The 25620-nt window shown below is 75.2% G+C and carries 22 protein-coding genes and 1 tRNA gene; 6 read left to right on the top strand and 17 right to left on the bottom strand.

Translation table 11 applies throughout. The features are described 5' to 3' along the window. Positions 1-33 precede the first annotated feature (33 nt). The 8 genes from ilvN to AMPC_RS02835 form a co-directional block, all read right to left on the bottom strand. Entirely contained in the window at positions 34-567 is a 534-nt protein-coding gene (ilvN, locus tag AMPC_RS02870; protein WP_248344196.1) for an acetolactate synthase small subunit, read from the bottom strand. Next, entirely contained in the window at positions 568-2289 is a 1722-nt protein-coding gene (gene ilvB / locus AMPC_RS02865) for a biosynthetic-type acetolactate synthase large subunit (RefSeq protein WP_248344194.1), read from the bottom strand. Between the two features lie 101 nt (positions 2290-2390). Further along, the gene (gene leuB, locus AMPC_RS02860) at positions 2391-3476 is read right to left on the bottom strand and encodes a 3-isopropylmalate dehydrogenase (protein ID WP_318654313.1); all 1086 of its coding nucleotides are present in this window, start codon (positions 3474-3476) and stop codon (positions 2391-2393) included. Next, positions 3473-4045 carry a 3-isopropylmalate dehydratase small subunit gene (gene leuD / locus AMPC_RS02855; RefSeq protein WP_248344192.1) on the bottom strand — a complete coding sequence of 191 codons (573 nt, stop codon included), beginning with the start codon at positions 4043-4045 and terminating at the stop codon, positions 3473-3475. Before leuD ends, leuB begins: the two co-directional genes overlap by 4 nt. Then, positions 4046-5458: a 3-isopropylmalate dehydratase large subunit gene (gene leuC, locus AMPC_RS02850; RefSeq protein ID WP_248344190.1), complete on the bottom strand. Its 1413-nt coding sequence runs from the start codon at positions 5456-5458 to the stop codon at positions 4046-4048. Then, complete coding sequence (locus AMPC_RS02845) at positions 5458-7029, bottom strand: 2-isopropylmalate synthase (protein WP_248344189.1); 1572 nt, start codon at positions 7027-7029, stop codon at positions 5458-5460. Before AMPC_RS02845 ends, leuC begins: the two co-directional genes overlap by 1 nt. Positions 7030-7147: 118 nt before the next feature. Further along, positions 7148-9154 (bottom strand): threonine--tRNA ligase, encoded by a 2007-nt coding sequence (thrS, locus tag AMPC_RS02840; protein ID WP_248344187.1) that lies wholly within the window; start codon positions 9152-9154, stop codon positions 7148-7150. 107 nt (positions 9155-9261) lie between these two features. Next, positions 9262-10587, bottom strand: coding sequence for a glycosyltransferase 87 family protein (locus AMPC_RS02835; RefSeq protein WP_248344186.1), 1326 nt, complete (start codon positions 10585-10587; stop codon positions 9262-9264). 145 nt (positions 10588-10732) lie between these two features. On the opposite strand from AMPC_RS02835, the gene AMPC_RS02830 reads away from it, so the two are divergent. Next, a complete protein-coding gene (locus AMPC_RS02830) occupies positions 10733-12235 on the top strand; it encodes a hypothetical protein (protein WP_248344185.1) in 1503 nt (500 codons plus the stop codon). 19 nt (positions 12236-12254) lie between these two features. Here the strand turns inward: AMPC_RS02830 and AMPC_RS02825 are convergent, their stop codons facing one another. Together AMPC_RS02825 and AMPC_RS02820 are read right to left on the bottom strand one after the other, a co-directional pair. Next, positions 12255-13829, bottom strand: coding sequence for a glycosyltransferase family 39 protein (locus tag AMPC_RS02825; protein ID WP_248344179.1), 1575 nt, complete (start codon positions 13827-13829; stop codon positions 12255-12257). Then, positions 13829-15265 (bottom strand): amidohydrolase, encoded by a 1437-nt coding sequence (locus tag AMPC_RS02820; protein WP_248344177.1) that lies wholly within the window; start codon positions 15263-15265, stop codon positions 13829-13831. Before AMPC_RS02820 ends, AMPC_RS02825 begins: the two co-directional genes overlap by 1 nt. A gap of 166 nt (positions 15266-15431) precedes the next feature. On the opposite strand from AMPC_RS02820, the gene AMPC_RS02815 reads away from it, so the two are divergent. Genes AMPC_RS02815 through AMPC_RS02795 form a run of 5 tightly spaced genes read left to right on the top strand, consistent with a single transcriptional unit; the run spans position 15432 to position 20256 of the window. Next, a complete protein-coding gene (locus AMPC_RS02815) occupies positions 15432-16475 on the top strand; it encodes a glycosyltransferase (RefSeq protein WP_248344175.1) in 1044 nt (347 codons plus the stop codon). Next, the gene (locus tag AMPC_RS02810) at positions 16472-17644 is read left to right on the top strand and encodes a radical SAM protein (RefSeq protein WP_248344174.1); all 1173 of its coding nucleotides are present in this window, start codon (positions 16472-16474) and stop codon (positions 17642-17644) included. The genes AMPC_RS02815 and AMPC_RS02810 overlap by 4 nt, the downstream gene beginning before the upstream one ends. 2 nt (positions 17645-17646) lie before the next feature. Next, positions 17647-17937 carry a hypothetical protein gene (locus AMPC_RS02805; RefSeq protein ID WP_248344172.1) on the top strand — a complete coding sequence of 97 codons (291 nt, stop codon included), beginning with the start codon at positions 17647-17649 and terminating at the stop codon, positions 17935-17937. 28 nt (positions 17938-17965) lie between these two features. Then, complete coding sequence (locus AMPC_RS02800; protein WP_248344170.1) at positions 17966-19258, top strand: lipopolysaccharide biosynthesis protein; 1293 nt, start codon at positions 17966-17968, stop codon at positions 19256-19258. Further along, a complete protein-coding gene (locus AMPC_RS02795) occupies positions 19255-20256 on the top strand; it encodes an NAD-dependent epimerase/dehydratase family protein (protein ID WP_248344168.1) in 1002 nt (333 codons plus the stop codon). Before AMPC_RS02800 ends, AMPC_RS02795 begins: the two co-directional genes overlap by 4 nt. 50 nt (positions 20257-20306) lie before the next feature. On the opposite strand, the gene AMPC_RS02790 is transcribed toward AMPC_RS02795, so the two are convergent. The 7 genes from AMPC_RS02790 to AMPC_RS02760 all read right to left on the bottom strand — a co-directional run bounded on the left by AMPC_RS02790 (position 20307) and on the right by AMPC_RS02760 (position 25557). Beyond that, on the bottom strand, positions 20307-21311 hold the full coding sequence (locus tag AMPC_RS02790) for an NAD-dependent epimerase/dehydratase family protein (RefSeq protein ID WP_248344166.1): 1005 nt from the start codon (positions 21309-21311) through the stop codon (positions 20307-20309). After that, complete coding sequence (locus AMPC_RS02785; protein ID WP_248344163.1) at positions 21308-22318, bottom strand: NAD-dependent epimerase/dehydratase family protein; 1011 nt, start codon at positions 22316-22318, stop codon at positions 21308-21310. The genes AMPC_RS02790 and AMPC_RS02785 overlap by 4 nt, the downstream gene beginning before the upstream one ends. Before the next feature lie 165 nt (positions 22319-22483). Then, a tRNA-Val gene (locus AMPC_RS02780) sits at positions 22484-22555 on the bottom strand. A gap of 87 nt (positions 22556-22642) precedes the next feature. Then, on the bottom strand, positions 22643-23716 hold the full coding sequence (locus tag AMPC_RS02775; protein WP_248344162.1) for a metallophosphoesterase: 1074 nt from the start codon (positions 23714-23716) through the stop codon (positions 22643-22645). 106 nt (positions 23717-23822) lie between these two features. Beyond that, positions 23823-24395: a CDP-alcohol phosphatidyltransferase family protein gene (locus AMPC_RS02770; RefSeq protein WP_248344161.1), complete on the bottom strand. Its 573-nt coding sequence runs from the start codon at positions 24393-24395 to the stop codon at positions 23823-23825. Positions 24396-24403: 8 nt separating this feature from the next. After that, entirely contained in the window at positions 24404-25174 is a 771-nt protein-coding gene (locus tag AMPC_RS02765) for an MBL fold metallo-hydrolase (protein WP_248344160.1), read from the bottom strand. Next, positions 25171-25557: a VOC family protein gene (locus AMPC_RS02760; RefSeq protein WP_248344159.1), complete on the bottom strand. Its 387-nt coding sequence runs from the start codon at positions 25555-25557 to the stop codon at positions 25171-25173. The genes AMPC_RS02765 and AMPC_RS02760 overlap by 4 nt, the downstream gene beginning before the upstream one ends. Between the last annotated feature and the right edge of the window lie 63 nt (positions 25558-25620).

Genomic DNA, 25620 nt, shown 5'->3' with positions numbered 1-25620 from the left:
CGGTTCCTTGTACGGGTTTGCGGTTGCGGGGAGCTACTTGAGGTTGGGGGGAGCGAGGGTCTTGAAGCCGCGCTCGAGGGCGATGCGGCCGCTGCGGCAGATCTCCTGGATGCCGTAGGCCTTGAGCCGGTCCTCGAGGGCGTCGAGCTTGCCGGCGTTGCCGGTGGCCTCGACGATGAGGGCGTCGGGCGAGACGTCCACGATGGAGGCCTCGTAGGTCTCGGCCAGCGCGCGCAGCTCGGAGTGGTTCGCCTCCGGCGTCTTGATCTTCACGAGCATGAGCTCGCGCTCGACGAGGTCCTGGGGCTTGAGCTCGCGGACCTCGACCACCGGGACGAGCTTCTGCACCTGGCGGACCACCTGATCCACCGTCATCGAGGACAGGCGCACCACGATGGTCATGCGCGAGTACTCGGGCCGCTCGGTCGGGCCGACCGTGAGGCTCGCGATGTTGTAGCCGCGCCGCGAGAAGAGGCCGGCGATGCGGTGGAGCACGCCGGGCAGGTTCTGCACCAGCAGGCTGATGGTGTGGAGCGAGTAGTTCTGGGCTTCCTCGGTGCGTTCCATCTACTCACCCCCGATCATGTCGTTGAGCGGCGCGCCGGCGGGCACCATCGGGAACACCTTCTCCTGGCGGCGGACCCGGATGTCCACGATGACCGGCCCGCCCCGGGGCGCCAGCGCCTGATCCACCACCGGCTCGAGCTCCTCGAGCGTGCGGGCGCGCAGGCCGAGGCAGCCGTAGGCCTCCGCGAGCTTCACGAAGTCGGGGCAGTCCTTGAGCGGCGTCTGGCTGAAGCGGTTGTCGTAGAAGAGCTCCTGCCACTGGCGGACCATGCCCAGGAACAGGTTGTTGAGGATGAAGATCTTGATGGGCAGCTCGAGCTCCACCGCGGTGGCGAGATCCTGCAGCGTCATCTGGAAGCTGCCGTCGCCGTCGATGCCGATGACGAGCTCGCCCGGCTTGCCGAGCTGGGCGCCGATGGCCGCCGGGAGGCAGAAGCCCATCGTGCCGAGGCCGCCGGAGGTGATGAACTGGCGCGGGAAGTCGGTCTTGTACCACTGCGCGGCGAACATCTGGTGCTCGCCCACGCCGGTGGCGACGATGGCCCGCCCCTTCGTCTTCTCGTAGAGGACGTCGATCGCCTTCTGCGGGAGGATGGGCGCACCCGGCTCCTGGGCGTAGCGGAGCGGGTGCTTCGTCCGCCAGGCCTCGACGCGGGCCAGCCACGGCCCGAGGTCGGGCCGCCCGCGCGCCTCGAACACCCGCTGCACCTCGGCGTGCAGCCGGGGGAGGAGCACCTTCAGATCGCCGACGAGCGGCACCGTGGCGGTCACGAGCTTGGAGATCTCGGCCGGGTCCACGTCGAGGTGCACCACCTTCGCCTCCGGGGCGAAGGCCGAGAGCTTGCCGGTGACCCGGTCGTCGAACCGGGCGCCGAGCGCGACGATGAGGTCGGAGTCCTGGACCGCGTAGTTGGCGTACCGCGATCCGTGCATGCCGAACATGCCGAGGCAGCGCGGGTGGGTCTCGGGGAAGACGCCCTTGCCGTGGACGGTCGTGACCACCGGCGCGCCCACCAGCTCGGCGAAGGCGAGCACCTCGGCGTAGCTGCCGGAGGAGCGGACGCCGCCGCCGAGGTAGAGCACCGGGCGGGTGGCGGAGCGGATGAGCGTGGCGGCGTCGGCGAGCCGCGGCGGCTCCTTCGGCGCCGGCATGTACCCGGGGATGTTCACCGTCTCCGGGTACTCGAACTCGAAGGTCGCGTTCTGCACGTCCTTGGGGATGTCCACCAGGACCGGGCCGGGCCGGCCGGTGCGCGCGAGGTAGAAGGCCTCCTTGATGATGCGCGGCAGGTCCTCCACGTCGGTCACGAGCCAGTTGTGCTTGGTCACCGGCATGGTGATGCCGGTGATGTCGGCCTCCTGGAAGGCGTCGGTGCCGATGAGCGACTTGGGCACGTTGCCGGTGATGGCGACGAGCGGCACCGAGTCCATGTAGGCGTCGGCGATGCCGGTGACGAGGTTGGTGGCGCCCGGGCCGGAGGTGCCGAAGCAGACCCCGACCTTGCCGGTGGCGAGGGCGTAGCCCTCCGCGGCGTGCGCCCCGACCTGCTCGTGGCGTACGAGGACGTGCTTGAGGTGGTAGCCCTTCTGGTGCGTCGCCTCGAACAGGGCGTCGTACACCGGCAGGATGGCGCCCCCGGGGACGCCGAACACGTACTCGACGGCTTCGAGCTCGAGGCAGCGCAGGAGCGCCTGCGCGCCGGTCATCTTCTCTTTCGCCATGGATCCCTCAGACTACAGTCGATTCGAATTCACCTCAACGCTCCCGCGACGTCCCATTGCGGCGGCCCGGCGCGGCCGACGCGGAGGCCGGCCGGGCGCCCCTAGGCTACGGCTACGAGCGACTCGAGCGCCTGGACGACGGCCGTGCCGGCCGCCTCGGTCGAGGTGCTCCCGCCGAGGTCGGCGGTGAGCGCGCCGCCGTCCACCGCGCGGGCGACCGCCTGCTCCACGAGCGCCGCCTCCCGCTCGAGGCCGAGCGAGTGGCGCAGGAGCATCGCCGCGCTGGCGATGGTGCCGTAGGGGTCGGCGAGGCCGCGCCCGGCGATGTCGGGCGCCGAGCCGTGGATGGGCTCGTAGAGGCCGAAGGTCCCCTCGCCCAGCGACGCCGACGGCAGCAGGCCGATCGAGCCGGCGATGACCGAGGCCTCGTCGGTGAGGATGTCGCCGAACATGTTCTCGGTCACCACCACGTCGAAGTCGGCCGGGCGGCGGACGAGCTGCATGGCGCAGCTGTCCACGAGGTGGTGGTCGAGGACGACTTCCGGGAACTCCTCCTTCACGACGCGGGTGGCCACGTCGCGCCAGAGCCGGGAGGTCTCGAGGACGTTCGCCTTGTCCACGCTGGTGAGCTTCCGGCGCCGGCCGCGGGCGAGCCGCGCCGCGACCCGCACCACCCGCGCCACCTCGTCCTCGGTGTAGGTGCAGGCGTCGAAGGCGCTCGCGCCCTCGCGCCGCTTCTCGCCGAAGTAGATGCCGCCGGTAAGCTCGCGGACCACGAGCAGGTCCACGCCGGCGATCACCTCGGCCTTGAGCGGCGAGGCCCCCGCGAGGCGCGGGTTCACCGTCACCGGCCGGAGGTTCGCGAACAGGCCGAGCCCCTTGCGCAGGGCGAGCAGCCCCTGCTCCGGGCGCACCTTCGCCGAGGGGCCCCACTTCGGCCCGCCGATGGCGCCGAACAGCACGGCGTCGGAGCGCCGGCAGGCGGCGAGCGTCTCCTCCGGGAGCGCCGAGCCGGTGGCGTCGATGGCGGCGCCGCCGACGAGCGCGTCCTCGAGCGTGAACACGTGGCCGCGGGCGGCGGCCACGGCCTCGAGCACCCGCACCGCCTGCTCGGTGACCTCCGGGCCGATGCCGTCGCCGGCGAGGACCGCGATCCGGGCCTTCACCGGGGCCGGGGCGCCGCTCATCGCGCCCTCTCGTAGGCGTCGATCGCCGGCCGCTGCGAGAGCAGGAAGCCGAGCTCGTCCACGCCGTTCAGGAGGCAGTAGCGGCTGAAGGCGTCGAGCGGGAAGCGGACCGCGGCGCCGTCGGGCAGCGTGAGGGTCTGCGCCTCGACGTCCACCCGCACCGCGGCCCCCGGCGCCGCGAGCAGGCGCGCGTGGGCCGCCGCGTCCACCACGATGGGCACGAGCCCGTTCTTGAGCGCGTTGTTGCGGAAGATGTCGGCGATCCGGGTCGAGACCACGGCGCGGAAGCCGGCGTCCACGAGCGCCCAGGGGGCGTGCTCGCGCGAGCTGCCGCAGCCGAAGTTGTCGCCGGCCACGAGCACCCGCGCCCCCTCGGCCTCCGGGCGGTTGAGGACGAAGTCGAGGCGGGGCCGCCCCTCGCCGTCGTAGCGCCAGTCGGCGAAGAGCGCCTTCCCGAGCCCCTGCTTGTCGGTCACCTTGAGGAAGCGGGCGGGGATGATCTGGTCGGTGTCGATGTTGGCCTGCGGCATCACCACCGTGCGGCTCTCGATCGTGCGCAGCGGCTCCATCTAGGCGGCTCCCATGCGGCGGGGGTCGGCGACCGCGCCGGCGACGGCGGCGGCGGCGGCGGTGGCGGGGCTCGCGAGCAGCGTGCGCCCCCCGGCGCCCTGGCGCCCCTCGAAGTTGCGGTTGGAGGTGGAGACGCAGTACTGGCCGCGCTCGATCCGATCGCCGTTCATGGCGATGCACATGGAGCAGCCGGCCTGGCGCCACTCGGCGCCCGCCTCCGAGAAGATCCGGTCGAGCCCCTCGGCCTCGGCCTGGGCCTTGATCTCGGCGGAGCCCGGGACCACCAGCGAGCGCACCTTCACCTTGCGCCCCTTCAGCACCGCCGCGGCGGCGCGCAGGTCCTCGATGCGCGAGTTGGTGCAGCTGCCGATGAAGACCACGTCGATCGGCTGCCCCAGGATCGGCTGGCCGGGCGCGAGGCCCATGTAGCCGAGGGCCTTCTCCACCGCGCCGCGCTCGGCGCCGGCCGCCTCCGGGGTCGGCACGCGGCCGGTCACCGGGATGGCCATGCCGGGGTTCGTGCCCCAGGTGATCATCGGCTCGATGGCCGAGGCGTCCACGGTGACCTCGCGGTCGTAGCGCGCGCCCGCGTCGGAGGGGAGCTGGCGCCAGGCCGCGACCGCCTGCTCCCAGGCGGCGCCGTGCGGCGCGCGCGGGCGACCGGCGAGGTACGCGAAGGTGACCTCGTCGGGCGCGATCATGCCGGCGCGGGCCCCCGCCTCGATCGACATGTTGCAGAGGGTCATGCGCGCCTCCATGGAGAGCGCGCGGATGGCCGGGCCGAGGTACTCGATGACGTGGCCGGTGCCGCCGCCCACGCCGAGCCTGGCGATGATGGCGAGCACGAGGTCCTTGGCGGTCACGCCGGGGCCGAGCGCCCCCTCCACCCGGACCGCCAGCGTCTTCGGCTTGCGCTGCAGCAGGCACTGGGTGGCGAGCACGTGCCCCACCTCGCTCGTGCCGATGCCGAAGGCGAGCGCGCCGAAGGCCCCGTGGGTCGCGGTGTGGCTGTCGCCGCAGACCACGGTGGCGCCGGGCCAGGTGAGGCCGAGCTCCGGCCCGACCACGTGGACGATGCCCTGCGTCGGCTCGCCGAGCGGGTGGAGCTCCACGCCGAACTCGAGGCAGTTGCGGGTGAGCATCGACACCTGGGCCTCGGCCTGGGCGTCGGCCCAGGGATAGCTCCCGTCGGCCTGGCGCGGCAGCGTCGGCGTGGAGTGGTCCATGGTGGCGACGGTGCGGTCGAGCCGCCGCACCGGCAGGCCGTGGGCGCGCAGCTCGGCGAAGGCCTGCGGCGAGGTCACCTCGTGGACGAGGTGGAGGTCGATGTAGAGGACGGCGGGGGTCTCGTCGGTCTCGGGGCGGACGACGTGCGCGTCCCAGACCTTCTCGAACAGCGTGCGCGGGCTCATCAGACGGTTCCCATCTCCTCCCGGCCGGCGGGCGACTGGGCGCCCGCGCGGACGGCGATGCGGTTCACCACGTCGAGGAGGGCGCGCGCGCTCCCCTCGATGATGTCGGTCGAGAGGGCGCGGCCGCGGTACACGCCGGTCTCGTGCTCCACCTCGAGCACCACCTCGCCCTGCGCGTCCTCCCCGGTGGTCACGCTGGCGATGCTGTAGTCCCGCAGCTTCACCGAGACGCCGGTGATCCGCTCGATGGCCTTGAAGACCGCGTCCACCGGGCCGTCGCCGGCGCTCGCCGCCTGGTGCCGCTCGCCGCCCGCGTCGGTCAGGGCGATGGAGGCGGCCGGCAGCGTGCCGGTCCCGGAGGTGGTCGAGAGCGCCGCGAGCTCCCACTTGCGGGCGCCGGCGCCGAGCACCTGGCCGTGGATCACGAGCGCCTCGAGGTCGGCGTCGTAGATGTCCTTCTTCTTGTCGGCGAGCGTCTTGAAGTCGGCGAAGACGAGATCGAGCTGCTTGTCGTCGAGCCCGTAGCCGAGCGCGGCGAGCCGCTCCTTGAGCGCGTGGCGGCCGGAGTGCTTGCCGAGCACGAGGCTGGAGCGGGCGAAGCCCACCTCCTCCGGCCGCATGATCTCGTAGGTCTCGCGGTGGGTGAGCATGCCGTGCTGGTGGATGCCCGCCTCGTGGGCGAAGGCGTTCTGGCCGACGATGGCCTTGTTCCGCTGCACGGCGAGGCCGGTCACCTGCGACAGCAGGCGGCTCGTCGGGTAGAGCCGGTCGGTCCGGATGCCGGTCTCGACCTTGAGCACGTCGCGGCGGGTCCTCACCGCCATGACGACCTCCTCGAGCGAGGCGTTGCCGGCCCGCTCGCCGATGCCGTTGATGGTGCACTCCACCTGGCGCGCGCCCTCGAGCACGCCGGCGAGGCTGTTGGCGACGGCGAGGCCGAGGTCGTTGTGGCAGTGGACGGAGATGACCGCGCGCTCGATGCCGCGCACGTGGGCGCGCAGGTAGCGGATGGTCTCCGCGTAGGTCTGCGGGAGCGCGTACCCGACCGTGTCCGGGATGTTCACCGTCGTGGCGCCGGCCTCGATGGCCCGCTCCACCACCTCGGCCAGGAACTCGAGCTCGGTGCGGGCGGCGTCCTCCGGCGAGAACTCGACGTCGTCGAACCGCTCGCGGGCGCGGCGCACCCCCTCGACCGCCCGCTTCACGATCTCCTCCTTCGCGAGCTTCAGCTTGAAGTCGCGGTGGATGGGGCTCGTGGCGAGGAAGACGTGGATGCGGCGGCGGGGCGCGTCCTGCAGCGCCTTCCAGGAGGCGTCGATGTCGCCCTGGGTGCAGCGGGCCAGGCTGCAGATGATCGGGCCGGAGACGTGGCGGCTCACCCCCTGGATGGCCTCCAGGTCGCCGGGCGAGGCGGCGGCGAAGCCGGCCTCGATCACGTCCACCCCGAGCGCCTCGAGCGCCTTCGCGATCTGGAGCTTCTGGCCGAGGTCCATGCTGGCGCCCGGCGACTGCTCACCATCCCGCAGGGTGGTGTCGAAGATCACGACGCGGTTCGAAGCGGCCTCAGTCACGGTCTCCCCTTCGCCGCTCCGGCCCGGCATCGGCCGGAGCAAAGTGTGAATCATCGAGAGTAGCAGAAGGTACGCGGGCTGTGAACCCGCGCAACGATCGATCCCGATCGGGGCGCGACTAGAACGGCGGCGCCGCCTCGCGGCCCAGGAGCTCGAGGAAGGCCTCGAGCGGCATGGTCTTCAGGTCAGTCGTCTGCTCCGGCTTCGCCTCCGCCCGCCGGTCAGCAGAGCCGCCCGGCTCCGTGCCGCCGTACCGCCGCGGCGCGACCCCCTTCACCTCGCACTCCTTCTCGCCCACCACGAGCGTGAAGGGGATCTTGGCGAGCTGCGCGTTCCGGATCTTGGCGCCGAGGGTGTCGCTCGAGCGGTCGAGCTCGACCCGGTAGCCCGCCTGCCGCAGCCGCGCGGCCGCCTCCTCCGCCCAGGCGTCGTAGCGGTCGGAGATGGTGACCACGCGGGCCTGCACCGGCGCCAGCCAGGCCGGGAAGGCGCCCGCGTAGTGCTCGGTGAGGATGGCGATGAACCGCTCGAAGGAGCCGTAGATGGCGCGGTGGATGACCACCGGCCGGTGCTCGCGGTTGTCGTCGCCCACGTAGGTGAGGTCGAAGCGCTCCGGCGCCGCGTAGTCCACCTGGATGGTGCAGAGCTGCCAGGTGCGGCCGAGCGAGTCGGTCACCGCGAAGTCGATCTTGGGGCCGTAGAAGGCGCCGTCGCCCGGGTTCACCGTGTACTCGAGCCCGAGCGTGTCGAGGGCGTTGCGGAGCGCCCCCTCCGCCCGATCCCAGAGGGCGTCGTCGCCGATGCGCACCTCGGGCCGGGTGGAGAAGCGGGCGCTGAACGGCAGCCCGAAGGCGCCGTACACCTGCTTCATGAGCCCGACGATGCGCGCGATCTCGTCCTGGACCTGCGACTCCATGAGGTAGATGTGCGAGTCGTCCTGCTGGAACTGGCGCACGCGGGTGAGGCCGCCGAGCGAGCCCGAGGCCTCGTTCCGGTGGAGCACGTCGCTCGTGTAGTAGCGGAGCGGCAGCTCGCGGTAGCTGCGCTTGCCCATCCGGTAGATGAGGTGGTGCGACGGGCAGTTCATCGGCTTCAGCGACTGGGTGCAGCGCTCGTCGAGCGGCAGCTTCTCGTCGGTCTCGCTGTCGACGACGAGGAACATGTTCTCCTTGTACTTGCCCCAGTGGCCGCTGGTCTCCCAGAGCCGCTTGTTGAAGAGCAGCGGCGTCTTCACCTCCTGGTAGCCGTTCGCGTTCACGAGGCGGCGCATCGCGTCCATGAGGACGTTGAAGACGGCGACGCCGTGCGGCAGCCAGAAGGCGGCGCCGGGGGCGTACTCGTGGAACGCGAAGAGGCCGAGCGCGGGGCCGAGCTTGCGGTGGTCGCGCTTGCGCGCCTCCTCCAGCCGGACCAGGTGGGCCTCGAGCTGCTTCTTGTCGAAGAAGGCGGTGCCGTAGATGCGCTGCAGCATCGGGTTCTTCGGGTCGCCGCGCCAGTAGGCGCCGGCCACGCTCATGAGCTTGACCACCCCGATGCGCCCGGTGGAGGGGCCGTGGGGCCCGAGGCAGAAGTCCACCCAGTCGCCGTGCCGGTACAGGGTGAGCGTCTTCGCGCCCTTGGCGGCGATGTCGCGGACGATCTCGACCTTGAACTTCTCGCCCTTGGCCTCGAAGAGCCGGATCGCCTCGTCCATCGAGATCTCCTCGCGGACGAACGGCTTGTCGGCCTTCACCTCCTCGGCGATGGCGGCCTCGATCTTCTCGAGGTCCTCGGGCGTGAAGGGCTTCTCCCGCGCGAAGTCGTAGTAGAAGCCGTCCTCGACCGAGGGGCCGATGGTGACCTGCGCGTCGGGGTAGAGCCGCTGCACCGCGCTCGCCAGCACGTGGGCGGCGTCGTGCCGGGCGATCTCGAGCGCCTCGGGGCTCTTGGTGGTGATCACCTCGAGCCGGGCGTCCTTGTCGATGGCGCGCGACAGATCGACCGGCTCGCCGTCCAGCCGGGCGGCGTAGGCCGCCTTGGCGAGGCCGGGGCCGATCTGCTCGCGGACGAAGTCGATGATGCGCACGCCGCGCGGCGCTTCCTTGGAGCTGCCGTCGGGCAGCGTGACGTTCACGTTCTCGGACATGGGATCGTTTTTTCTATCGCCGGATCGGCGAAAAGGCCAGCGCGCGACGCGGTCCGGCGAAGTCCGCGCGCGGCGCTCGGCCGGCGCTCGGCCGGCGCTCGGGCCGCTCAGGCCGCGCCGGCCGGACGGGCCGCGGCGGCCCGCTCGCGCCGCGCCAGCCGCCAGGCGAAGGCGCCCGCGGCGGCGGAGAGGATCCAGATCGGGTGCGGCAGGACCAGGAGCCGCCACGCCGGGCCGCCGGTCAGCGCCTCCGGGAGCCGCCCGGACCGCGCCAGCAGGTCGAGGACCACCGGCCCCGGGACGAGGAAGGCCGCGTAGCCGGCGGCGGCCGCCCGGCGCGTCCAGGGTCCCAGCCCGCGCCAGCCGCGCGCCACGGCCGCGATGGGCAGCCAGAGCAGCACGCCGTCGTAGGAGCGATGGTACATCGAGAGCAGGCCGGCGAGGCACAGGAGCGCCGCGGGGGCGAGCTCCGCCGGCCCGGCCGCCGCGGCGCGGGACCGCCGGAGCGCGAGCGCGACGAGCGGCAGGGCGAGCGCGATCGAGACCGCGCCCGGCGCGCGCGACAGCGGCTCGGGGAGCAGCTGCGCGAGCAGCACGTCCCAGTTCAGGAGGGTGATGCGGTAGGGGTTCTCCGGGAAGGGCGCGTTCATGCCGCCCGGGCCCGCCGCGAGCGCCACGTTCCGGAGCCAGTGGCGGACCCCCTCGACCCCGGCGAGGCGCAGGCGGGCCTCGGCGAGCGCGCTGGCGGCGGCGAAGGCGGCCCCGGCGCTGGCCACGAGGGCCGGGGCCGGGCGCGCGAGCGCCGCCAGCACCACGGGCAAGGCCAGCGAGGGCTTCAGGGCCGCCCCGAGCGCGAGGAGCAGGCCGGCCCGGACCGGCCGCGCGCGACGCTCGCACCAGCCGAGGCAGAGCAGCGCCGCGGCCGGCACCGCGCCCTGGCCCATGGCGAGCCCGGTGTGCAGGGGCGCCAGCGCCAGCGCCGCGAGCGCGAAGGCGAGGGCGCGCGCCGGGGGGAGCGCCGCGGCCCGCGCCAGGGCGCGGATCGCCGCCAGGGCCAGCGCCAGGCTCGCGGCCTGCCAGAGGATCACGGCGGGGCGCCAGCGGAGCAGCGCGAGGGGCGCCTCCACCAGGTAGGTGACGGGCGGGTAGACCGACGGCATCCAGGTGGCCGTCGGCGTGAGCCCCGGCGGCCCGCCGGCCCTCCGGAAGGCCTCGGCGAGGAGGCGCGGGTCGTACGGATCCCGCCCGTCGACGAACAGCCGGGCGGCGGCGGCGTGGACGGCGAGGTCCTGGCTCTCGCGGAGCCCTCGCGCCGGTCCCCGCGCCAGGAGCTCCGCCACCACGGCGCCGGCGAGGAGCGCGAGCCCGAGCCGGCGCGGCCAGCCCGGGGCGAGCCAGCTGTCCGGAGACGCGCGCGCTCCCGCTCGAAGCATCGACACAGCGTACGCGGCCGGGCTCCGCGCCGGCGGTCCCGGTGGGGGTGGCGGGGCGGCACGCCTCGCTTGGCCCGTCCGTCGGAGCCCTCCCAGGCTACACTCCGGGGCGCTCCGCCCGGCGCCGCCGGCGACGAGCCCCGAGATGCCCCTCCTCCCGCCCGGAGATCGCGCCGCCCGCCTCGCCCTGCCGCTCGCCGCGGCCGCCGCGGTGGCCGCCTACCTCGCCCTGCTCGGGTCGCTGGGAGGGCTCCCCTTCTGCGATCTCCCCAACCACCTCGCGCGGGCCGACATCCTCTCCGACCTGCTGTTCCGGGGCGGCGCCCGCTTCGGCGGGCAGTACCGGCTCGAGCTCGCCGCGGTCCCGTACGTGCTCGGCGACCTCGCGCTCGCGACCCTGGTGCGCCTCTTCGGACCCTACCCGGCCGGCCGGATCTGGATCTGCCTGTGCGCCCTCGGCGTGCCCGCGGCCGCGGCCGTCTACCTGCGCGCGGCGGGCCTCGGGCTGCGCAGCGTGCTCGTCGGGCTCCTCCTCTCGCTCTACCTCTCGACCGACTGGTTCCTGGTCAACGGCCTCGGCCACTACCGGCTCGCGATCGCGGCCACGCTCCTCGCGGCCGCGGCCTGGGAGCGCTTCCTCGCCACCGGCCGGCCCGGCGCGTTCGCGGCCTGCGCGGCGGCGCTCCTGGGCGGCTACCTCCTCCACCTCTCGGCGCTCCTCTTCGGCGCCGCCGCCCTGGCCGTCGCCGCCGCGGTGGCGCTCCGGCAGGGCCGGACCACCTGGCGCCGGGCCGCGAGCGGCGCCCTGCCCGTGCTCGCGCTGGGGGCGTGGCACGCGGCGCACCTCACGCCGAACCCGGGCGGCGACCGGCTCTTCCTGCTCTCGCCCGCGCACAAGCTGCTCGCGACCGCGAGCCCCTTCGTCCGCTACGGGCTCCCGGGCGAGGCGGCGCTGCTGGGGCTGTTCCTCCTCGCCGCGGGCCTCCTCGCCTGGAGCGGCCGGCGCGCGCTGCGCCGCCCCGAGGTGGTCGCCGGGGGCGCCGTCGCGCTCTCCTTCCTCGCCCTCTACGCCGCCCTCCCCCACGGCCGCGGGACGGTCACGTACGTGGACGTCCGGGCGGTGCCGCTCGCCGCGCTCTTCGGCGCCTTCGCCGCGCTCGCCGCGGCCGATCGGGCCGCCCGCCCGAGCCCGCTCGCCGCCTGGGCCGCCGCCCTGCTCGCCTTCGCCAACCTGGGCACGCTCGCGGCCCACCTGCGCCCCGCCGATCGCGAGATGCGGGCCTACCGGGAGATCGCGGCGCGGGTGCCGCCCGGCGCGACGGTGCTCCCGGTGGCGACCCGGCCGCTCGACGGGCGCTCCAACCCGTTCCTGCACGCGGGGACGCTCGCCACCGTGGAGAGCGGCGCGGTCACGCCGTACCTCTTCCTCGGCGGGGTGACGCCCTACGTGCGGTGGGCCCGCCCGAAGCCGCCCGCCCCGTCGGAGTTCTGGTACCAGGGCGACGGCGCCGCGCGGGCGCCGGCGTCGGTGCGGGGCGCGTTCGGCTACTGCCTGGTCATGAGCCCTTACGACCCGGCCCGCCTCCCGGGGCCGGTGTCGGTCGTGGCCGAGAACCGGTCCGCCGCCCTGCTCGCCTTCGTGCCGTGACCGCCGGCGAGCGGCGGCGTCAGCGCCCGGGGGCCGCCGCGGGCCGGGCCGCGGGCGCCGCCGGCGCGTCGGCGGTGCGGGAGAAGAGCAGCAGCCTCACCCGCTCCTGCCGGCCCCGGAAGAGCGCCTCGGCCGCGAGCGGATAGCGCGCGCCGAGCTCCGCCTCGAGCGCCCGGGCCGTGGGCGCGGTGAAGCGGAACTCGTCGTGGAAGAGGACGAGCCAGACGCGCGGGTGCCGGGCGGCGAGGTCGTCGGCGAGCCCCGCCGGCAGCGCCGGGAGGTACGCGAGCGCCTCCGGATCGTGGGACGGGTCTCGCCACGGCGGGTAGGCCACCTCGATCCCGGGGTCGGGCCTCGCCGGGGCGCCGCGGTAGTGGTCGAAGAGGAGCCGCCCCGGCGCGACCAGGAAGACCGCGGCGTCGCCCGGCCGCGCGCCGGCGAGGAGCGCCGCGGTGGCCGACGGCCACTCGCGGTCGTTCGCGCGGGACCGGTAGTACGCCGGCAGCATCGCGAGCGAGACCGCCACCATCACCCCCAACGCCGCGCGGCGCGGCCAACCGGGGCGGATCGCCAGCAGGCCCACCGCGGCGAGGAGCGCGGTCCCGGGCATGCTGACGAGGAGGTACTTCGCGACGAAGACCGGCTTCGCGAGCGACGCCCCGAACGCGATCAGCGCCGGGACCACGGCCAGGGAGGCGAGGAGGACGAGCCCGTCTCGCGTGGCGCCCTCGCCGCCCCCGCGCGCTCCGCGGACCAGCGCCAGCCCGCAGAGCGCGACGTAGAGCAGCGCCAGGGGGATCCCGGGCAACAGCTCCGCCGTCCCTCGGCTGGAGTCGAGGACCGGGTTGCCGGCGAGCAGCCAGAGCAGCGCGCCCAGGCTCCGCGCGCCGACCGGCGCCACCCAGCCGAGCGGGGCGGTCGGTTCCCGCGTCCGCGCGGTCAGGAGGAGCGCCAGCGGGGCGAGGAGCGCGAGCAGGGCCGCCCCGCTCGCGAGGAGGCGCCGCCAGGCCGTCGCCCCGCGCCGGCGGCGGAGCAGGAAGGCGACGCCGTGCGCCGCCAGCGCGAGCGCCGCGAAGACGTGCGCGTAGACCGCCAGGGCGCCCGCCAGGACCCAGCCCGCCCACGCCCGCCGGTCCCCCGCCTCGAGCGCCCGCGCGAAGCACCCGGTCGCGAGGGTCACGAGCAGGATCACGAGGGAGTAGGCGCGCGCCTCCTGCGAGAACTGCACGTGCACGCCGTTCACCGCCAGGAGCGCCGCGCCCGCCAGCCCGAGGCGCGCCCCCCCGAGCCGCGCGCCGAGGAGGTAGACGGCCGGGACGGTCGCGGCGCCGAGGAGGGCCGAGAGCAGCCGGACCGTCCCCTCCCCCTGCCCGAGCCCGATCCAGCCGTGGAGCAGGGCGTAGTACAGGCTCGCGTTCGAGTCGCGGTGCAGCACCACCGAGAGCACGGCGGCGCCGTCCATGCGGGCGGTGGCGATGCTCCACATCTCGTCGAGCCAGAGGCTCGCCCGGCCGAGGAGGACGAGGCGCAGCACCAGCGCCGCCGCAGTGATCCCGGCGAGCGCGAGCCCGGTCCTGCGCGCGGAGGGGGGCATCAGTGGGCGTTCCCGAGATCGACGAGCTCGCGCTCGCTCCGGGCGAGCCGGAGCGGGAGCTCGGCGCCGTCGTAGACCCGCCGCCCCCGGAAGACCGTCGCCCGGACCCGGACGTCGCGCAGCGCCTCGAGGGGGGCGTGCAGCAGGTCGCGGTCGAGGATGGCGAGGTCGGCCGACTTGCCGGGCTCGATCGAGCCGACCTCGCGCTCCATCCCGAGCAGGCGCGCGTTGTCGAGGGTGTAGGCCCGGATCGCCTGCGCGAGCGTGATGGCGTTGCCGGGCCCGAGCGCGCCGCGCTCCGGGTGACCGGGCGACCGGCGGGTGACGAGCACGTACATGCCGAGGAACGGGCTCATGCTGGCCGAGGCCCAGTCGCTGTGCGCCCCGACGAGCGCCCCCGCCTCGCGCAGCGCGCGGAACGGCAGGTATCGCTCGCGGCGGGCCGGCCCCAGCGCCCGGCCGACGGCGTCCCGCACCGCCGGCTGGGCCAGGTAGGCGTCGAGGCTGGCGGCGACCCCGAGCGCGGCGAAGCGCGGCAGGTCCTCCGGGCGGACGAGGTGCGCGTGCACCACCGCGTGCTGCGGCCCCGGGCCGGCGCGGCCGCGGCGCGCGGCCTCGAAGGCGTCGAGCGCCGCCCCCACCCCCCGCTCGCCGATGGCGTGCGCCTGGATCGGGAACCCGGCGCGATCGAGCTCCCCCACGAGCCGCTCCAGCACCGCCGGCGCCACGGTCAGCCCCCCCCTGCCCCGGGCGCCCTGGTACGGCGCGTCGAGCGCCGCGCTCTGGTCCCAGAAGTAGCCGTCCACCCAGAGCTTCGCCCCGAACCGGACGTCGGGGAGCGGCTGCCGGCCGGCGATCTGGACCACCTGGGCCGCGGAGCGCAGGGCGGGCGACCGCCGCGGCCCGAGCGCCCGGACGAAGAAGACCGCCCGCTGGGCCGGCGCGCGCCGGCGCAGGAGCTCCTGCCAGAGCGGGAGGATCTCCGGCTCGACGCAGCCGTCGCCGAAGGAGGTGATGCCGTAGCTCGAGATGATCCGCGTGGCGTCGGCCAGCGCGCCCACCCGGCGGGCGCGGGTCGGGATGAGCCACCGGCCGAACACCCGGTGCCGGCGCAGCCAGTCCCAGGGCACGCCCGCCTCGAAGTGGAACGGCTCCTCCGCCTCGAAGCTCGGGTGGGTGTGCGGGTCCACGAGCCCCGGCAGGACGAACGCGCCGCCGAGGTCCACGACCTCGGTCCGCGGGCCGATCGCCCCGGCCACGTCCTCCCGGCTCCCCACCCGGAGGAACCGCCCCTCCAGGATGGCGACCGCCTCGACGTGGGGAGCCCGCGGGTCGAGCGTGTAGAAGTCGCCGTTCAGGTAGACGGCGTCGGCCCACGGCCCGCCCGGGCCGGCAGCGCTCAGCGACAGGAGCAGCGCGATGACCGCGTGCGGCATCTCGGTGAGCATCTCCCCCCCGGATGCCCCTTCCCACCGCACAGACGGGTGGGCCCCTTTCCGCGGAGGCCCGAGGAGGGCCGGAGACGGACGGAGCGTGCCGCCGTTAGCATGTCTTCGTGGCGAGCGGAGGTTCCCTCGCTCCGCCCACGCCGAGGGGAGCACCATGGCCGCCACTCCCGATGCGATCCGCTGCTCGATGGGGATCATGGCCTACAACGAGGAGGCCAACATCGGGCGGCTGCTCGAGGCGGTCGCGGGCCAGCGCACCGCGGCGGCCCGGATCACGGAGGTCATCGTGATCGCGAGCGGGTGCACCGACGACACCGTCGGCGTGGCGCGCCGCTTCGCCGCCTCCGAGCCGCGGGTGCGGGTGGTGGTGCAGGAGAGGCGCGAGGGGAAGTCGGCGGCGGTGAACCTCTTCCTGTCGCAGGCGCGGGAGCAGGTGCTGGTGCTCTGCAGCGCCGACATCCTCCCGGCCCCCGACACCGTGGAGCGGATCGTGCTCCCCTTCGCCGATCCGGAGGTGGCCATGACCACCTGCCGGCCGGTGCCGGTGAACGACCGGACCCGGTTCATGGGGTTCGCGGCCCACATGCTCTGGGACCTGCACCACGAGATCAACCTGCGCGAGTTCAAGGCGGGCGAGATGATCGCCTTCCGCAAGGTCTTCGAGCGCATCCCGCGCCGCTCGGCGGTGGACGAGGCGAGCGTCGAGTCGGTGATCCGCGGCCAGGGGTACACGGTCCGTTACGTGCCCGACGCGGTCACCTACAACAAGGGGCCGGACACGGTCCGCGACTTCCTCTCCCAGCGCCGCCGGATCTTCGCCGGCCACCTGGCGCTCCGGGACGGCTGCGGCTACCGCCCGAGCACCCTCGGCAGCCTCAAGATCCTCGGGCTGGTGCTGCGACGCCTCGACTGGCGCCCCAAGTACTTCGCCTGGACCTGGGCGGTCGCGGCGCTCGAGGCCTGGGGGCGGCACCTCGGGCGCCGGGACCACCGGCGGCGTCTCGACCACAGCGTCTGGGCCATGGCCTCGACCACCAAGGCGCTCGGCCTGACCGCGCCGCCCGACCCGCTCCCGCTCCCGGACGCCGCGCTCCTCGCCCACGCCCGCGCGCTCCAGGCGGCGGACCTGCCGGTCGCGACGGCTCGCCTGGCGCCGCTCCCGACCGCCTCCGGCGGGGCGCCGCAGGAGCACGCATGAACCGGATGGCCGGCGTCCTGGCGCGCATCCCGCTCTTCCGGCTCCAGCGCCGGACCGGCTGGCCGAGGCTCCTCCCCCTCAACCTCACGCTCTCCCCGTCGCCCCGCTGCAACTCGCGCTGCCTCACCTGCAACATCTGGATGAAGCGCGAGGACGAGCTCACGCTGGAGGAGTGGGACCGGGTGCTCCGGTCGCTCGGGCGCGCGCCCTACTGGTTCACCATCAGCGGCGGCGAGCCGCTCATGTACCCGCACGTCGTCGAGCTCGCGCAGCTCGCCTACGAGCACTGCCGCCCGGGCATCATCAACATCCCCAGCAACGGGATCCTCTCGTCGATCCCGGACCGGGTGGAGCGCATCGCCCGCGCCTGCCCCGAGAGCCAGCTCGTGGTGAACCTCTCGCTCGACGGCGTCGGCGAGGCCCACGACCGCATCCGGGGCGTGCCCGGCAACTTCGCCAAGTTCGAGGAGCGGCTGGCGGCCCTGCTCGAGCTGCGCCGCGCCCTGCCGAACCTCACCGTGGGCATCCACTCGGTCGTGTCGCGCTTCAGCATCGGGCACCTCGACGCGCTCATCGCCTACGCCGAGCGGTCGGGCGCCGATCAGTTCATCACCGAGCTGGCGGAGCCGCGGGTCGAGCTCGACACGGTCGGGCTCCCCATCACGCCCAGCGCCGCGCAGTACGCCGAGGCCGCGGACCGGCTCGTCGCCTACGCCGGCCGGCGGCGCTTCCGGGGGCTCTCGCGGATCACGGAGGCGCTCCGGGTCGAGTACTACCGGCTCGCCACCCGCATCCTCGCGGAGCAGCGTCAGGTCATCGACTGCTACGCCGGCTGGGCGAGCGCGCAGATCTACGCCGACGGCACGGTCTGGCCCTGCTGCGTCCGCGCCGACGACCTCGGGAACCTGCGCCAGCACGGCTACGACTTCCGCGAGGTCTGGTTCGGCGAGAAGGCGAAGCAGGTCCGCCGCAGCATCGCCGCGGGCGAGTGCCACTGCCCGCTCGCCAACGCGTCCTACACCAACATGCTCCACGACGTGCCGACGCTGGTCCGCATCGGCGCCCGGCTGGCGCGCCCCGCGCCCGAGCCCCCCGAGCCGGCCACGGCGCCGGCCCCGGCGGCCGCCGCGTCGCCCGCGCCCGCCGCCTCGGCCGAGGAAGGACGCTGACCATGGCGCTCGAGTGGCTGAAGCGGTTCCAGGCCTCGCAGGAGAAGCCGCCCGGCTACGCCGAGAAGACGCTCGCGGCCTACGCGCTCGGCATGAAGGCGGGCGGGGCGATCGAGGGCGTGACGGTCGAGGTCGGACCGGAGGCGTGCGCCGCCGCCCTGGCGCTGCCGCCGGGCGCGGTCTACCGGCCCGAGGAGGCGCCGCGGCTCCCCCTGCCCGGCTGCCCGCGCGCCGGCCGCTGCAGCTGCGTCTACCGGCCCGCGATGCGCTACGCGCGGAGGGGCGAGCCGTGAGCCGCGCGCCGGGAAGGAGAGCCCGGGCGTGAGCCGCTCGCGCTCGCTGCTCCGCTCCGGCGGGGCCTGGCACGGGCTGGTCCTCAGCGGCTCGATGGTGCTCGCGGGCGGGCTCGACTACGTGGTGAACGTGGTCGCGGGCCGCTGGCTCGCCCCCGCCGAGTTCGGCGTCTTCGTCTCGGTGATGGCGGTGGTCCAGGTGGTCACGCTCTTCACCATCGCGATCCGGATGGTGGTGGCGTACCAGGTGTCGACGATCGGCGTCGGCGCGGAGGGCGCCGGGCGGGTGGCGGCCTTCGGCCGGGCCGCGTGGGACTGGGCCTGGCGGTGGGGCGCGCTCGCCACGCTCGCGATGGCCCTCGTCGCGCACCCGCTCGCGCGGACCCTGCGCCTGCCGGGGGCGCTGCCGCTCCTCCTCGCGAGCGGCATGGCCTTCCTGCTCTTCCTGCGCGAGGCGGCCTTCGGCGTCCTCCAGGGGACGCAGCGGTTCGGCGCGCTCGGGCTGGTGCAGGTGATCCAGGCGGCGCTCCGGGTGGCGCTCTGCGCCCTGCTCGTCGGCGGCGGCCTGCGCGCGCCCGGCGCGATCCTGGCGCAGCCGCTCGCCGCGCTCGCCTGCGTGGCGCTCACCCTCGCCTGGCTCCGCCCCGCGCTCCGGGCGCCCCCGGGACCCGCGCCCGCGGTCGCGCCGGTGCGCCTGCCGCACGCCGCCTCCATCGTGGCCGGGCTGGCCGTGTTCGGCCTCCTCACCAACGCCGACGCGCTCTTCGTGAAGCACTACTTCGACCCGCGCTCCGCCGGCGACTACGGGCCGGTGGTCACGCTCGCGAAGATCTGCCTCTTCCTGCCCTGGGCCCTCGGGCTCGTGCTCTTCCCCAAGGTGGCTCGCCGGCGCGCCGCCGGGGTGGACCCGCGGCCGCTGCTGCTCCTCGCCCTCGCGGCGGCGCTCTCGCCCGGGCTCCTGCTCACCGGCGTCTACTTCCTCTTGCCGGGCGAGGTGGTGCGGCTCGTCTTCTCCGGCGCGTACCGCTCGCCGGGGGTGGTGCTGGGGCTCGCCGGCCTCGCCGCGACCCTCCAGGCCGGGCTCCACATCTGGCTCAACTACGCCCTCTCCCTCGACCGGCGGGCGTACGTCTGGGTCCTCGGAGGGGTGCTCCTGCTGCAGGTGGGCGCGATGCTGGCGTTCGGCCGCCAGGACCTCGCGCGCATGGCCCTCGCGCTCGTCGGCGCTGGCCTCGTCGGGAACGTCGCCGGGGCGCTGCTCACCTGGGCGCCGGAGCCGGCCGCCTCCCGGCAGCCCGCGGCGGAGGCGGTCTCGCCGTGACCGCGCCCGCCCTCGCCGGCGCGCGCGTGGCCGTGACCGGCGCGACCGGCTTCCTCGGCGGCGCGCTGGCCCGGGCGCTCTGCCAGGCCGGCGCGGAGGTCCACGCGCTCCGGCGCGCCGGGAGCGACGTCCGCCCGCTCGGGGACCTCCCGATCGCCTGGCACGAGGGGGACGTCCTCGACCCGGCCGGCCTGCGCCGGTTCCTGCGCGGCGCCGACCGGGTGGTCCACGCCGCCGGCCGGCTCGGAGAGGCGGGGGTCCCGGAGCAGGTCTACCGCCGGATCAACGTGGACGGGGCCGGCAACGTCCTCGCGGCGGCGCTCGCCGTCGCCCCGGGGGCCCGCGTGCTCCACCTCAGCAGCCCCGGCGTGCTCGGCCCCACGCCCCGCGCGCCGGCCGACGAGTCGGCGCCGCACCGCCCCGAGAACCCGTACGAGCGGAGCAAGTCGGAGGCGGAGCGGCTGGCGGTGGCCTTCGCCGGGAAGGGGCTCGCGGTCCGCATCGCCCGCCCCGGCTTCGTGTACGGCCCCGGCGATCGCCACGTCCTCGGCCTCTTCCGGGCGGTGGCGCGCGGCCGCTTCTTCCTGGTGGACGGCGGCCGGAGCCTCTGCCAGCCCACCCACGTGGACGACGCCGTGGACGGCATGCTGGCCTGCCTCGAGTCCGGGCGCGACGGCGAGCCCTACCACCTGGTCGGCCCCCGGGCCGTCAGCTTCCGCGAGCTCGCCGACGCGCTCGCGCGGGCCCTCGACGTCGCGCCGCCGCGCCTGAACCTGCCGCGCGCGGTCGCCCTGGCCGGCGCCGCCGGCCTGGAGCTCGCGGCCCGCGTGGCGCGGCGCCCGGCCCCGCTCAGCCGGAGCGGCGTCCGCTTCTTCAGCGAGGATCGGGTCTGCTCCTTCGCGAAGGCGGCGCGCGAGCTCGGGTACGCGCCGCGCCGCGATCTGGCCGAGGGGCTCGCCGACACGGTGGCCTGGTACCGCCGGCAGGGCTGGCTCTAGGCGGGATCCCGGCGCTCCGGAGGACACCTGGGCGGTCGCGCGGCGGCCGGTCAGGCGGCGCCGCGGGCCGCGGGCCGTCCCCCGGCGCCCAGGTACCAGGCGGCCGCCCGCCGGACGCCCTCGCGCACGGCCACCCGCGGCGCGTAGCCGAGCTCGCGGCGGGCCTTGTCGATGGCGTGCCGGTTCTCCCAGCCGAAGAGCTCCACGCCGAGGCGGGTCACGAGGGGCTGCGTCCCCGGTCGGATCCGGGCCACCTGCTCCGCGACGAAGGCGGCGGCGTGGAGCGCGCGGAACGGCACCCGGAGCCGCGGCGGCGGCACCCCGAGCTCCTCGGCGATGGCCCGCCAGAGCTGCTCCTGGGTGATGGGCGCGTCGGTCGAGAGGTTGTAGGCCTCGCCGGCGGCGCCGTCGCGGGTGGCGGCCAGGATCATCCCCTCGACGACGTCGGTCACGTCCACGAAGGGGAGCGCGTTGTCGCCGCGCCCGATGAGCACCGCCTTCCCGTCCCGGAGCCGATCGGCCATGCGGCCGAAGTTGACCCGGTCCCCGGGCCCGAACATCGTCCCGGGCCGGACCACCACCGCGGGCAGCCCCTCGCGCGCGCGGCGCTGCACCAGCAGATCGGCCTCGGCCTTGGTCACGGCGTAGTCGTCGGGCCGCGGCGCGAGCGGCTGGTCCTCGCGCACCGCCCCGGAGAGCCCCATGCCGTAGACGGTCCAGGAGCTCACGTGGACGAGCCGCCCCACGCCGGCCGCGGCCGCGGCGGCGCAGACGTTCTCGACCCCGCCCACGTTCACCGCCCGGTACTCCTCCCGCGGCCGCCAGAGCCCGTGGACGGCGGCGAGGTGGAAGACCGTGTCGGCGCCGCGCATGGGCGCGTCGAGCGACTCCCGCCGGCGGACGTCGCCGCGGTGGACCGCGACCTCCGGCCCGAGCGACGAGACGTCCTCCTCCGGGAGGGCGAGCACGCGGACGCGGCAGCCGCGCGCGCACAGCGCGGCGACGAGGTGGTGGCCCACGAAGCCGGCGGCGCCGGTGACCAGGACCTCTCTCATGTCCGCGCCTCCTCGGCGCGCGCCCGCGCCTCCGCCCGGTACCAGGCCACGCCGCGCCGGACCCCCTCGGCGAGGCCGACCCGGGGCTCGAACCCGAGCTCCTCGCGGGCGCGGCGGATGACGAACCGGTTCTCGCCGCCCAGCATCCGCACGCCGAAGCGGGTGAGCGGCGGGGGCCCGGCCCGGCCCGAGACGCGGACCAGCGCCTCCGCCAGCTGGGCCAGCGTGAGCGCCACCCGGTACGGGATCCGCCGCCGCGGCGGCGGGACGCCGAGCTCGGCGGCGAGGGCGGCGAGGTACTCGCGCTGCGTGACCGGCTCGTCGTTGACCACGAGGTAGGCGCGCCCGGCGGCGCCCGGCGCCTCCGACGCGAGCACCACCGCCTCGGCGACGTCGCCCACGTAGACGAGCGGGAGGTGGTTCCGCCCGTCGCCGATCTGGACCATCTCGCCGCGCTCCAGCATCCGGGCGAAGCGCCCGAAGCTGCCGGCGTCGCGCGGGCCGAACACGAGCCCCGGCCGGACCACCACCACCTCGAGGCCGCCCTCGCGCGCCGCCGCCTCGAGGAGCCGCTCCCCCTCGATCTTCGACCAGCTGTAGGGGTTGGGCTCGGGCCGGAGCGGGGCCGACTCGTCGCGCGGCGCGGGCGCGTCGGTCCCGTGGACGATGGCGGAGCTCACGTGGACGAGCCTGCGCACGCCGGCCGCCCGCGCCGCCTCCAGCAGCGCCCGGAGCCCGGCCACGTTGGCGCGCTCGTACTCGGGGCGCGGCCCCCAGGGCCCGGTGCGGGCGGCGCAGTGGAGCACCCGATCCACCCCGGCGACCGCCCCCCGGAGCGAGGCGGGGTCGCCGAGATCGCCGCGCACCACCTCCACGCCGGCCTCCAGGAGCCGGGCCGCGGGCTCGCGCGGCAGCAGGAGCGCCCGGACGACCGCCTTCCGCCTCAGCAGGGCGTCCACGACGTGACTCCCGACGAGGCCTGCCGCTCCGGTGACCAGCACGGGCATTCGAGGCTCCCCGGCGCGGCTCCCTGGACCCGTCTCCCCCTGCGCGCCTCCCTGAGGTTACCCCTGCGCGCGCCCCCCCCGGCGAGGACCTCCGGGGTCAGGACCCGGGCGGCCCCGACGCAAAAAAAGAGGGGCCGGACTCGCGTCCGACCCCTCTCTGCTCAGTAGGCCCGGTCGGTATCGAACCGACGACCCCCACCGTGTCAAGGTGATGCTCTACCACTGAGCTACGGGCCTCTGCTGCGCTGCTCCGCCGAAACGGAGGCCGCTTTATAGCGCGCCCTGCGCAGGTGTCAACGGTCGGATGGCGTCGCGGGCGCGTGCCTAGAAGAAGACGTCCTCCGCCGGGCGCTGCAGCCCCTTCCACTCCCGCAGCCGCGCGCGCGGCCGGCCGTCCACGTACTCGACGTGGGCGTAGGTCAGCACCTCGGTCCGCCCGAGGTTGCCCATGTCGAGCGAGGTCATGGCGTTCCAGGTGCCGGTGTTGATGTAGACCTTGTCGCGCGCGTACTCGCGGTAGAGCGGCACGTGCGTGTGGCCCATGATCACCGTGTGGTAGCCCTTGCGGTTGAGCAGGTGCTTCGCCTCGGCCTCGAGGGACGGGTAGGCCGTGTAGTCGAGGAGCCGCTTGGCGAGGTCGGCGAGCGGCATCGGGTCGAGGTGCGGGATCCGCTTCAGGGCGGCGGCCGCGGCGAAGTTGAAGCTGCGGAGGGCGAGCCGCGCGGCGAACTTGGGGTCGTTCACCGCGGCCCACTGTAGATAACGCCGGAAGGGCGCGACCTTGTCGATGAAGGGGCGCTGCGCCTTCTCCTGGTTCAGCACCGAGATGATGTACCTCGACCCGAGCGGCAGGTTCAGGATCTGCTCCCCGTTCCGCTCCTGGAAGTAGCGCGACGGGTTGAAGGCGTTCATCGGCTCGCGCTGCATGCCGTGCTCGACGTGCACGCCGTCGAAGTCGTAGGCGTCGAGGAGGTAGACGTGGCGGCCGCCGACCGCGAGCGACACCGCGGCCCGCACGCCGGCGAAGAGGAAGCCCGGGTCGTGGTTCCCCATCATGAAGACCACGTTCCGCCGCGGCGTGGCCGCGAACCGGCGCAGCGCCTCGAAGACCACCGGGTGGCCGCGGATGATGGCCTCGGTCTTCTCGACCGCCACCCGCTCGGTGATCGCCTCCTGGAGCCGCCCGTCGAGATCCACCGAGAGCAGGTTGAAGAAGTCGCCGTTGACGACGAGCTCCACGTCGTCGTCCGCGTGCTCGCCCGCGCAGTGGTAGTCGAGGAAGGCGGCGAACTTCCCGTCGCAGCGGAAGTCCTCGAAGACGTTGACCGAGCCGTCCTCGCGGTAGGGGCCCTTCCCGAGGTGGAAGTCGGAGACCACCAGCTTGATCACGCGCCCCATCGAGACTCAATCTTAGTACGGATCGGGCGGTGGCAAGCCCGGCGGTGCGGGTGGGGCTCGCTCGCCTCCTCCCCCTCCGGGCCTGGGGCAGACGCGCGCCTCGGGCTCAGACCGGGTCGGGCGCGCGCGGCAGCCGCCAGCTGCGCACGAAGTAGAGGAAGTACTGCGCGAAGCTCACCAGCACGCACTCGGCCGCCAGGGTCCCGAACGCGGCGACGAGGGGCGCCGCCCGGGCCCGCGGGAAGGCGCCGAGCTCGGCCGCGAGCGCGAGCAGGACCGTCACGGCGAGCGCGAAGGTGGCGTACTTGCCGATCCGGGTGGGCGCGATCGGGACCCGGTGGTGGCTGAGCCGGAGCGCCCCGGCCCCGAGCAGCTGCGCCGCGTCCCGGGAGATGGTCAGCGCCGGCAGCCACCAGGGCAGCCCGCCCCGCGCGGCCAGCGCCACCAGCGCGCAGGCGGCGAGCAGCTTGTCGGCGGCCGGATCGAGGAACGCGCCGAGCCGGGTGCGCTGGTCGAGGGCCCGGGCGACGAGCCCGTCGAGCACGTCGGTGGCGGCGGCCGCCGCGAAGGCCGAGAGCGCCCGCACCGTCTCCCCCCGCACGTAGAGCACGAGGAAGACCGGCGCGAGCAGGATGCGCGCGAAGGTGAGCAGGTTCGCGAGCGTGAGCACCTGCCCCACGGCCCCTCCTACCAGGCGTCCTTCAGGCGCCGGAGCGCGAGGAAGACCTCCTCGCCGGGGGCGGGGCGCGCGCCCCGGGCGGCGAGGGCGTCGGCCACGGCCGGGTCGGTGGCGCGCAGGAACGGGTTCACCGCCCGCTCGGCCGCGAGGCTCGCCGGCGCCGGGTCCTCGCCCCGCGCGTGCGCGGCCCGCGCCGCCTCGAGCGCCGCCCGGGCCGCCGCGTTCCCCGGCTCGAGCGCCAGGACGAACGGGAGGTTCAGCTCGGCGTAGTCGTGGCCCGGGTGGACCTCCAGCCCGCCGTCGAGCGCCGGGAGCACCTCGAGGAAGGTGCGCGCGAGCCGGCGCGGGTCGCCGCCGTGCCGGCAGTTGCCGCTCCCGCCGCGGAAGAGGGTGTCGCCCGTGAGCAGCCGCCGGCCGGCGCGGAAGAGCACCGAGCCCGGGGTGTGGCCGGGGGCGGCCACGACCTCGAGCGCCAGGGCGCCGAACCGGAGCTCCCCCTCGCCCGCCAGGTCCCGGTCGGGCGCGAACCAGGCCGCGTCGGCGGCGTGCGCCACCACCGGCGCGCCGAGCCGCTCCCGGAGGGCGGCGCTCCCGCCGGAGTGATCGGCGTGCCCGTGGGTGTGGAGGATGGCCCGCACCTCGGCGCCGGCGGCGCGCCCCTGCTCCGCGAGCCAGAGGCCGGCGGCGAGATCGCCCGGATCGACCAGCACCGCGTCCGGCCCTTCGGCGAGGAGGTAGGCCCAGTTGTCCCTCGCGTACCGCCGGCGCAGGAAGGTCACGCGGCCTCCTCCGGGTGGTGCGACAGCCCGACCCGGTTCCCCTCGGGGTCCCGGGCGTAGAGGGTATAGCGGGTGCGGTGCACCACCTCCACGCCGGCGCTCGCGAGGCGCGCCTCCCAGGCCGCACGCTCGCCCGGCGCGATCCGCAGCGCGAGGAGGTGCAGGCCGGCGGCGCCGTGCCGGAACCCCGACTCCGCCGGCGGCTCGGCGGCGCGCTCCAGGGCGAGGAACCCGTCGCCGAGGGCCAGCCAGACGCTCCGGTCGCCCCCGCCCTCGCGGGGCCAGCGGCGCAGCACCGGAAGCCCGAGCACCTCCACGTAGAACCGCTCGCAGCGAGCGAGGTCGTGGCACTGCAGGGCGAGGTGGTGGAAGGCGAGCGGCAAGCTGCCCGCAACTTAGCGGACCCGCCCCTTGCCGGGAAGGGCTCGGGAGGACTATACAATCCG

Source organism: Anaeromyxobacter paludicola, assembly GCF_023169965.1.
In the GTDB taxonomy this organism is placed as follows: Bacteria; Myxococcota; Myxococcia; order Myxococcales; family Anaeromyxobacteraceae; genus Anaeromyxobacter_B; species Anaeromyxobacter_B paludicola.
The sequence above is the reverse complement of the archived record's forward strand: the minus strand, read 5'-3'. Positions and strand labels throughout refer to the sequence as shown.

Excerpts from the sequence above, each read along its gene's own strand:
- AMPC_RS02785 (WP_248344163.1), bottom strand. The coding sequence starts at position 22,318 with ATGCCCGTGCTGGTCACCGGAGCGGCAGGCCTCGTCGGGAGTCACGTC.
- AMPC_RS02790 (WP_248344166.1), bottom strand. The coding sequence starts at position 21,311 with ATGAGAGAGGTCCTGGTCACCGGCGCCGCCGGCTTCGTGGGCCACCAC.
- leuC (WP_248344190.1), bottom strand. The coding sequence starts at position 5,458 with ATGAGCCCGCGCACGCTGTTCGAGAAGGTCTGGGACGCGCACGTCGTC.
- AMPC_RS02820 (WP_248344177.1), bottom strand. The coding sequence starts at position 15,265 with ATGCCGCACGCGGTCATCGCGCTGCTCCTGTCGCTGAGCGCTGCCGGC.
- leuD (WP_248344192.1), bottom strand. The coding sequence starts at position 4,045 with ATGGAGCCGCTGCGCACGATCGAGAGCCGCACGGTGGTGATGCCGCAG.
- leuB (WP_318654313.1), bottom strand. The coding sequence starts at position 3,476 with ATGAGCGGCGCCCCGGCCCCGGTGAAGGCCCGGATCGCGGTCCTCGCC.
- thrS (WP_248344187.1), bottom strand. The coding sequence starts at position 9,154 with ATGTCCGAGAACGTGAACGTCACGCTGCCCGACGGCAGCTCCAAGGAA.
- AMPC_RS02835 (WP_248344186.1), bottom strand. The coding sequence starts at position 10,587 with ATGCTTCGAGCGGGAGCGCGCGCGTCTCCGGACAGCTGGCTCGCCCCG.
- ilvN (WP_248344196.1), bottom strand. The coding sequence starts at position 567 with ATGGAACGCACCGAGGAAGCCCAGAACTACTCGCTCCACACCATCAGC.
- AMPC_RS02815 (WP_248344175.1), top strand. The coding sequence starts at position 15,432 with ATGGCCGCCACTCCCGATGCGATCCGCTGCTCGATGGGGATCATGGCC.
- AMPC_RS02810 (WP_248344174.1), top strand. The coding sequence starts at position 16,472 with ATGAACCGGATGGCCGGCGTCCTGGCGCGCATCCCGCTCTTCCGGCTC.
- AMPC_RS02825 (WP_248344179.1), bottom strand. The coding sequence starts at position 13,829 with ATGCCCCCCTCCGCGCGCAGGACCGGGCTCGCGCTCGCCGGGATCACT.
- AMPC_RS02775 (WP_248344162.1), bottom strand. The coding sequence starts at position 23,716 with ATGGGGCGCGTGATCAAGCTGGTGGTCTCCGACTTCCACCTCGGGAAG.
- ilvB (WP_248344194.1), bottom strand. The coding sequence starts at position 2,289 with ATGGCGAAAGAGAAGATGACCGGCGCGCAGGCGCTCCTGCGCTGCCTC.
- AMPC_RS02805 (WP_248344172.1), top strand. The coding sequence starts at position 17,647 with ATGGCGCTCGAGTGGCTGAAGCGGTTCCAGGCCTCGCAGGAGAAGCCG.
- AMPC_RS02830 (WP_248344185.1), top strand. The coding sequence starts at position 10,733 with ATGCCCCTCCTCCCGCCCGGAGATCGCGCCGCCCGCCTCGCCCTGCCG.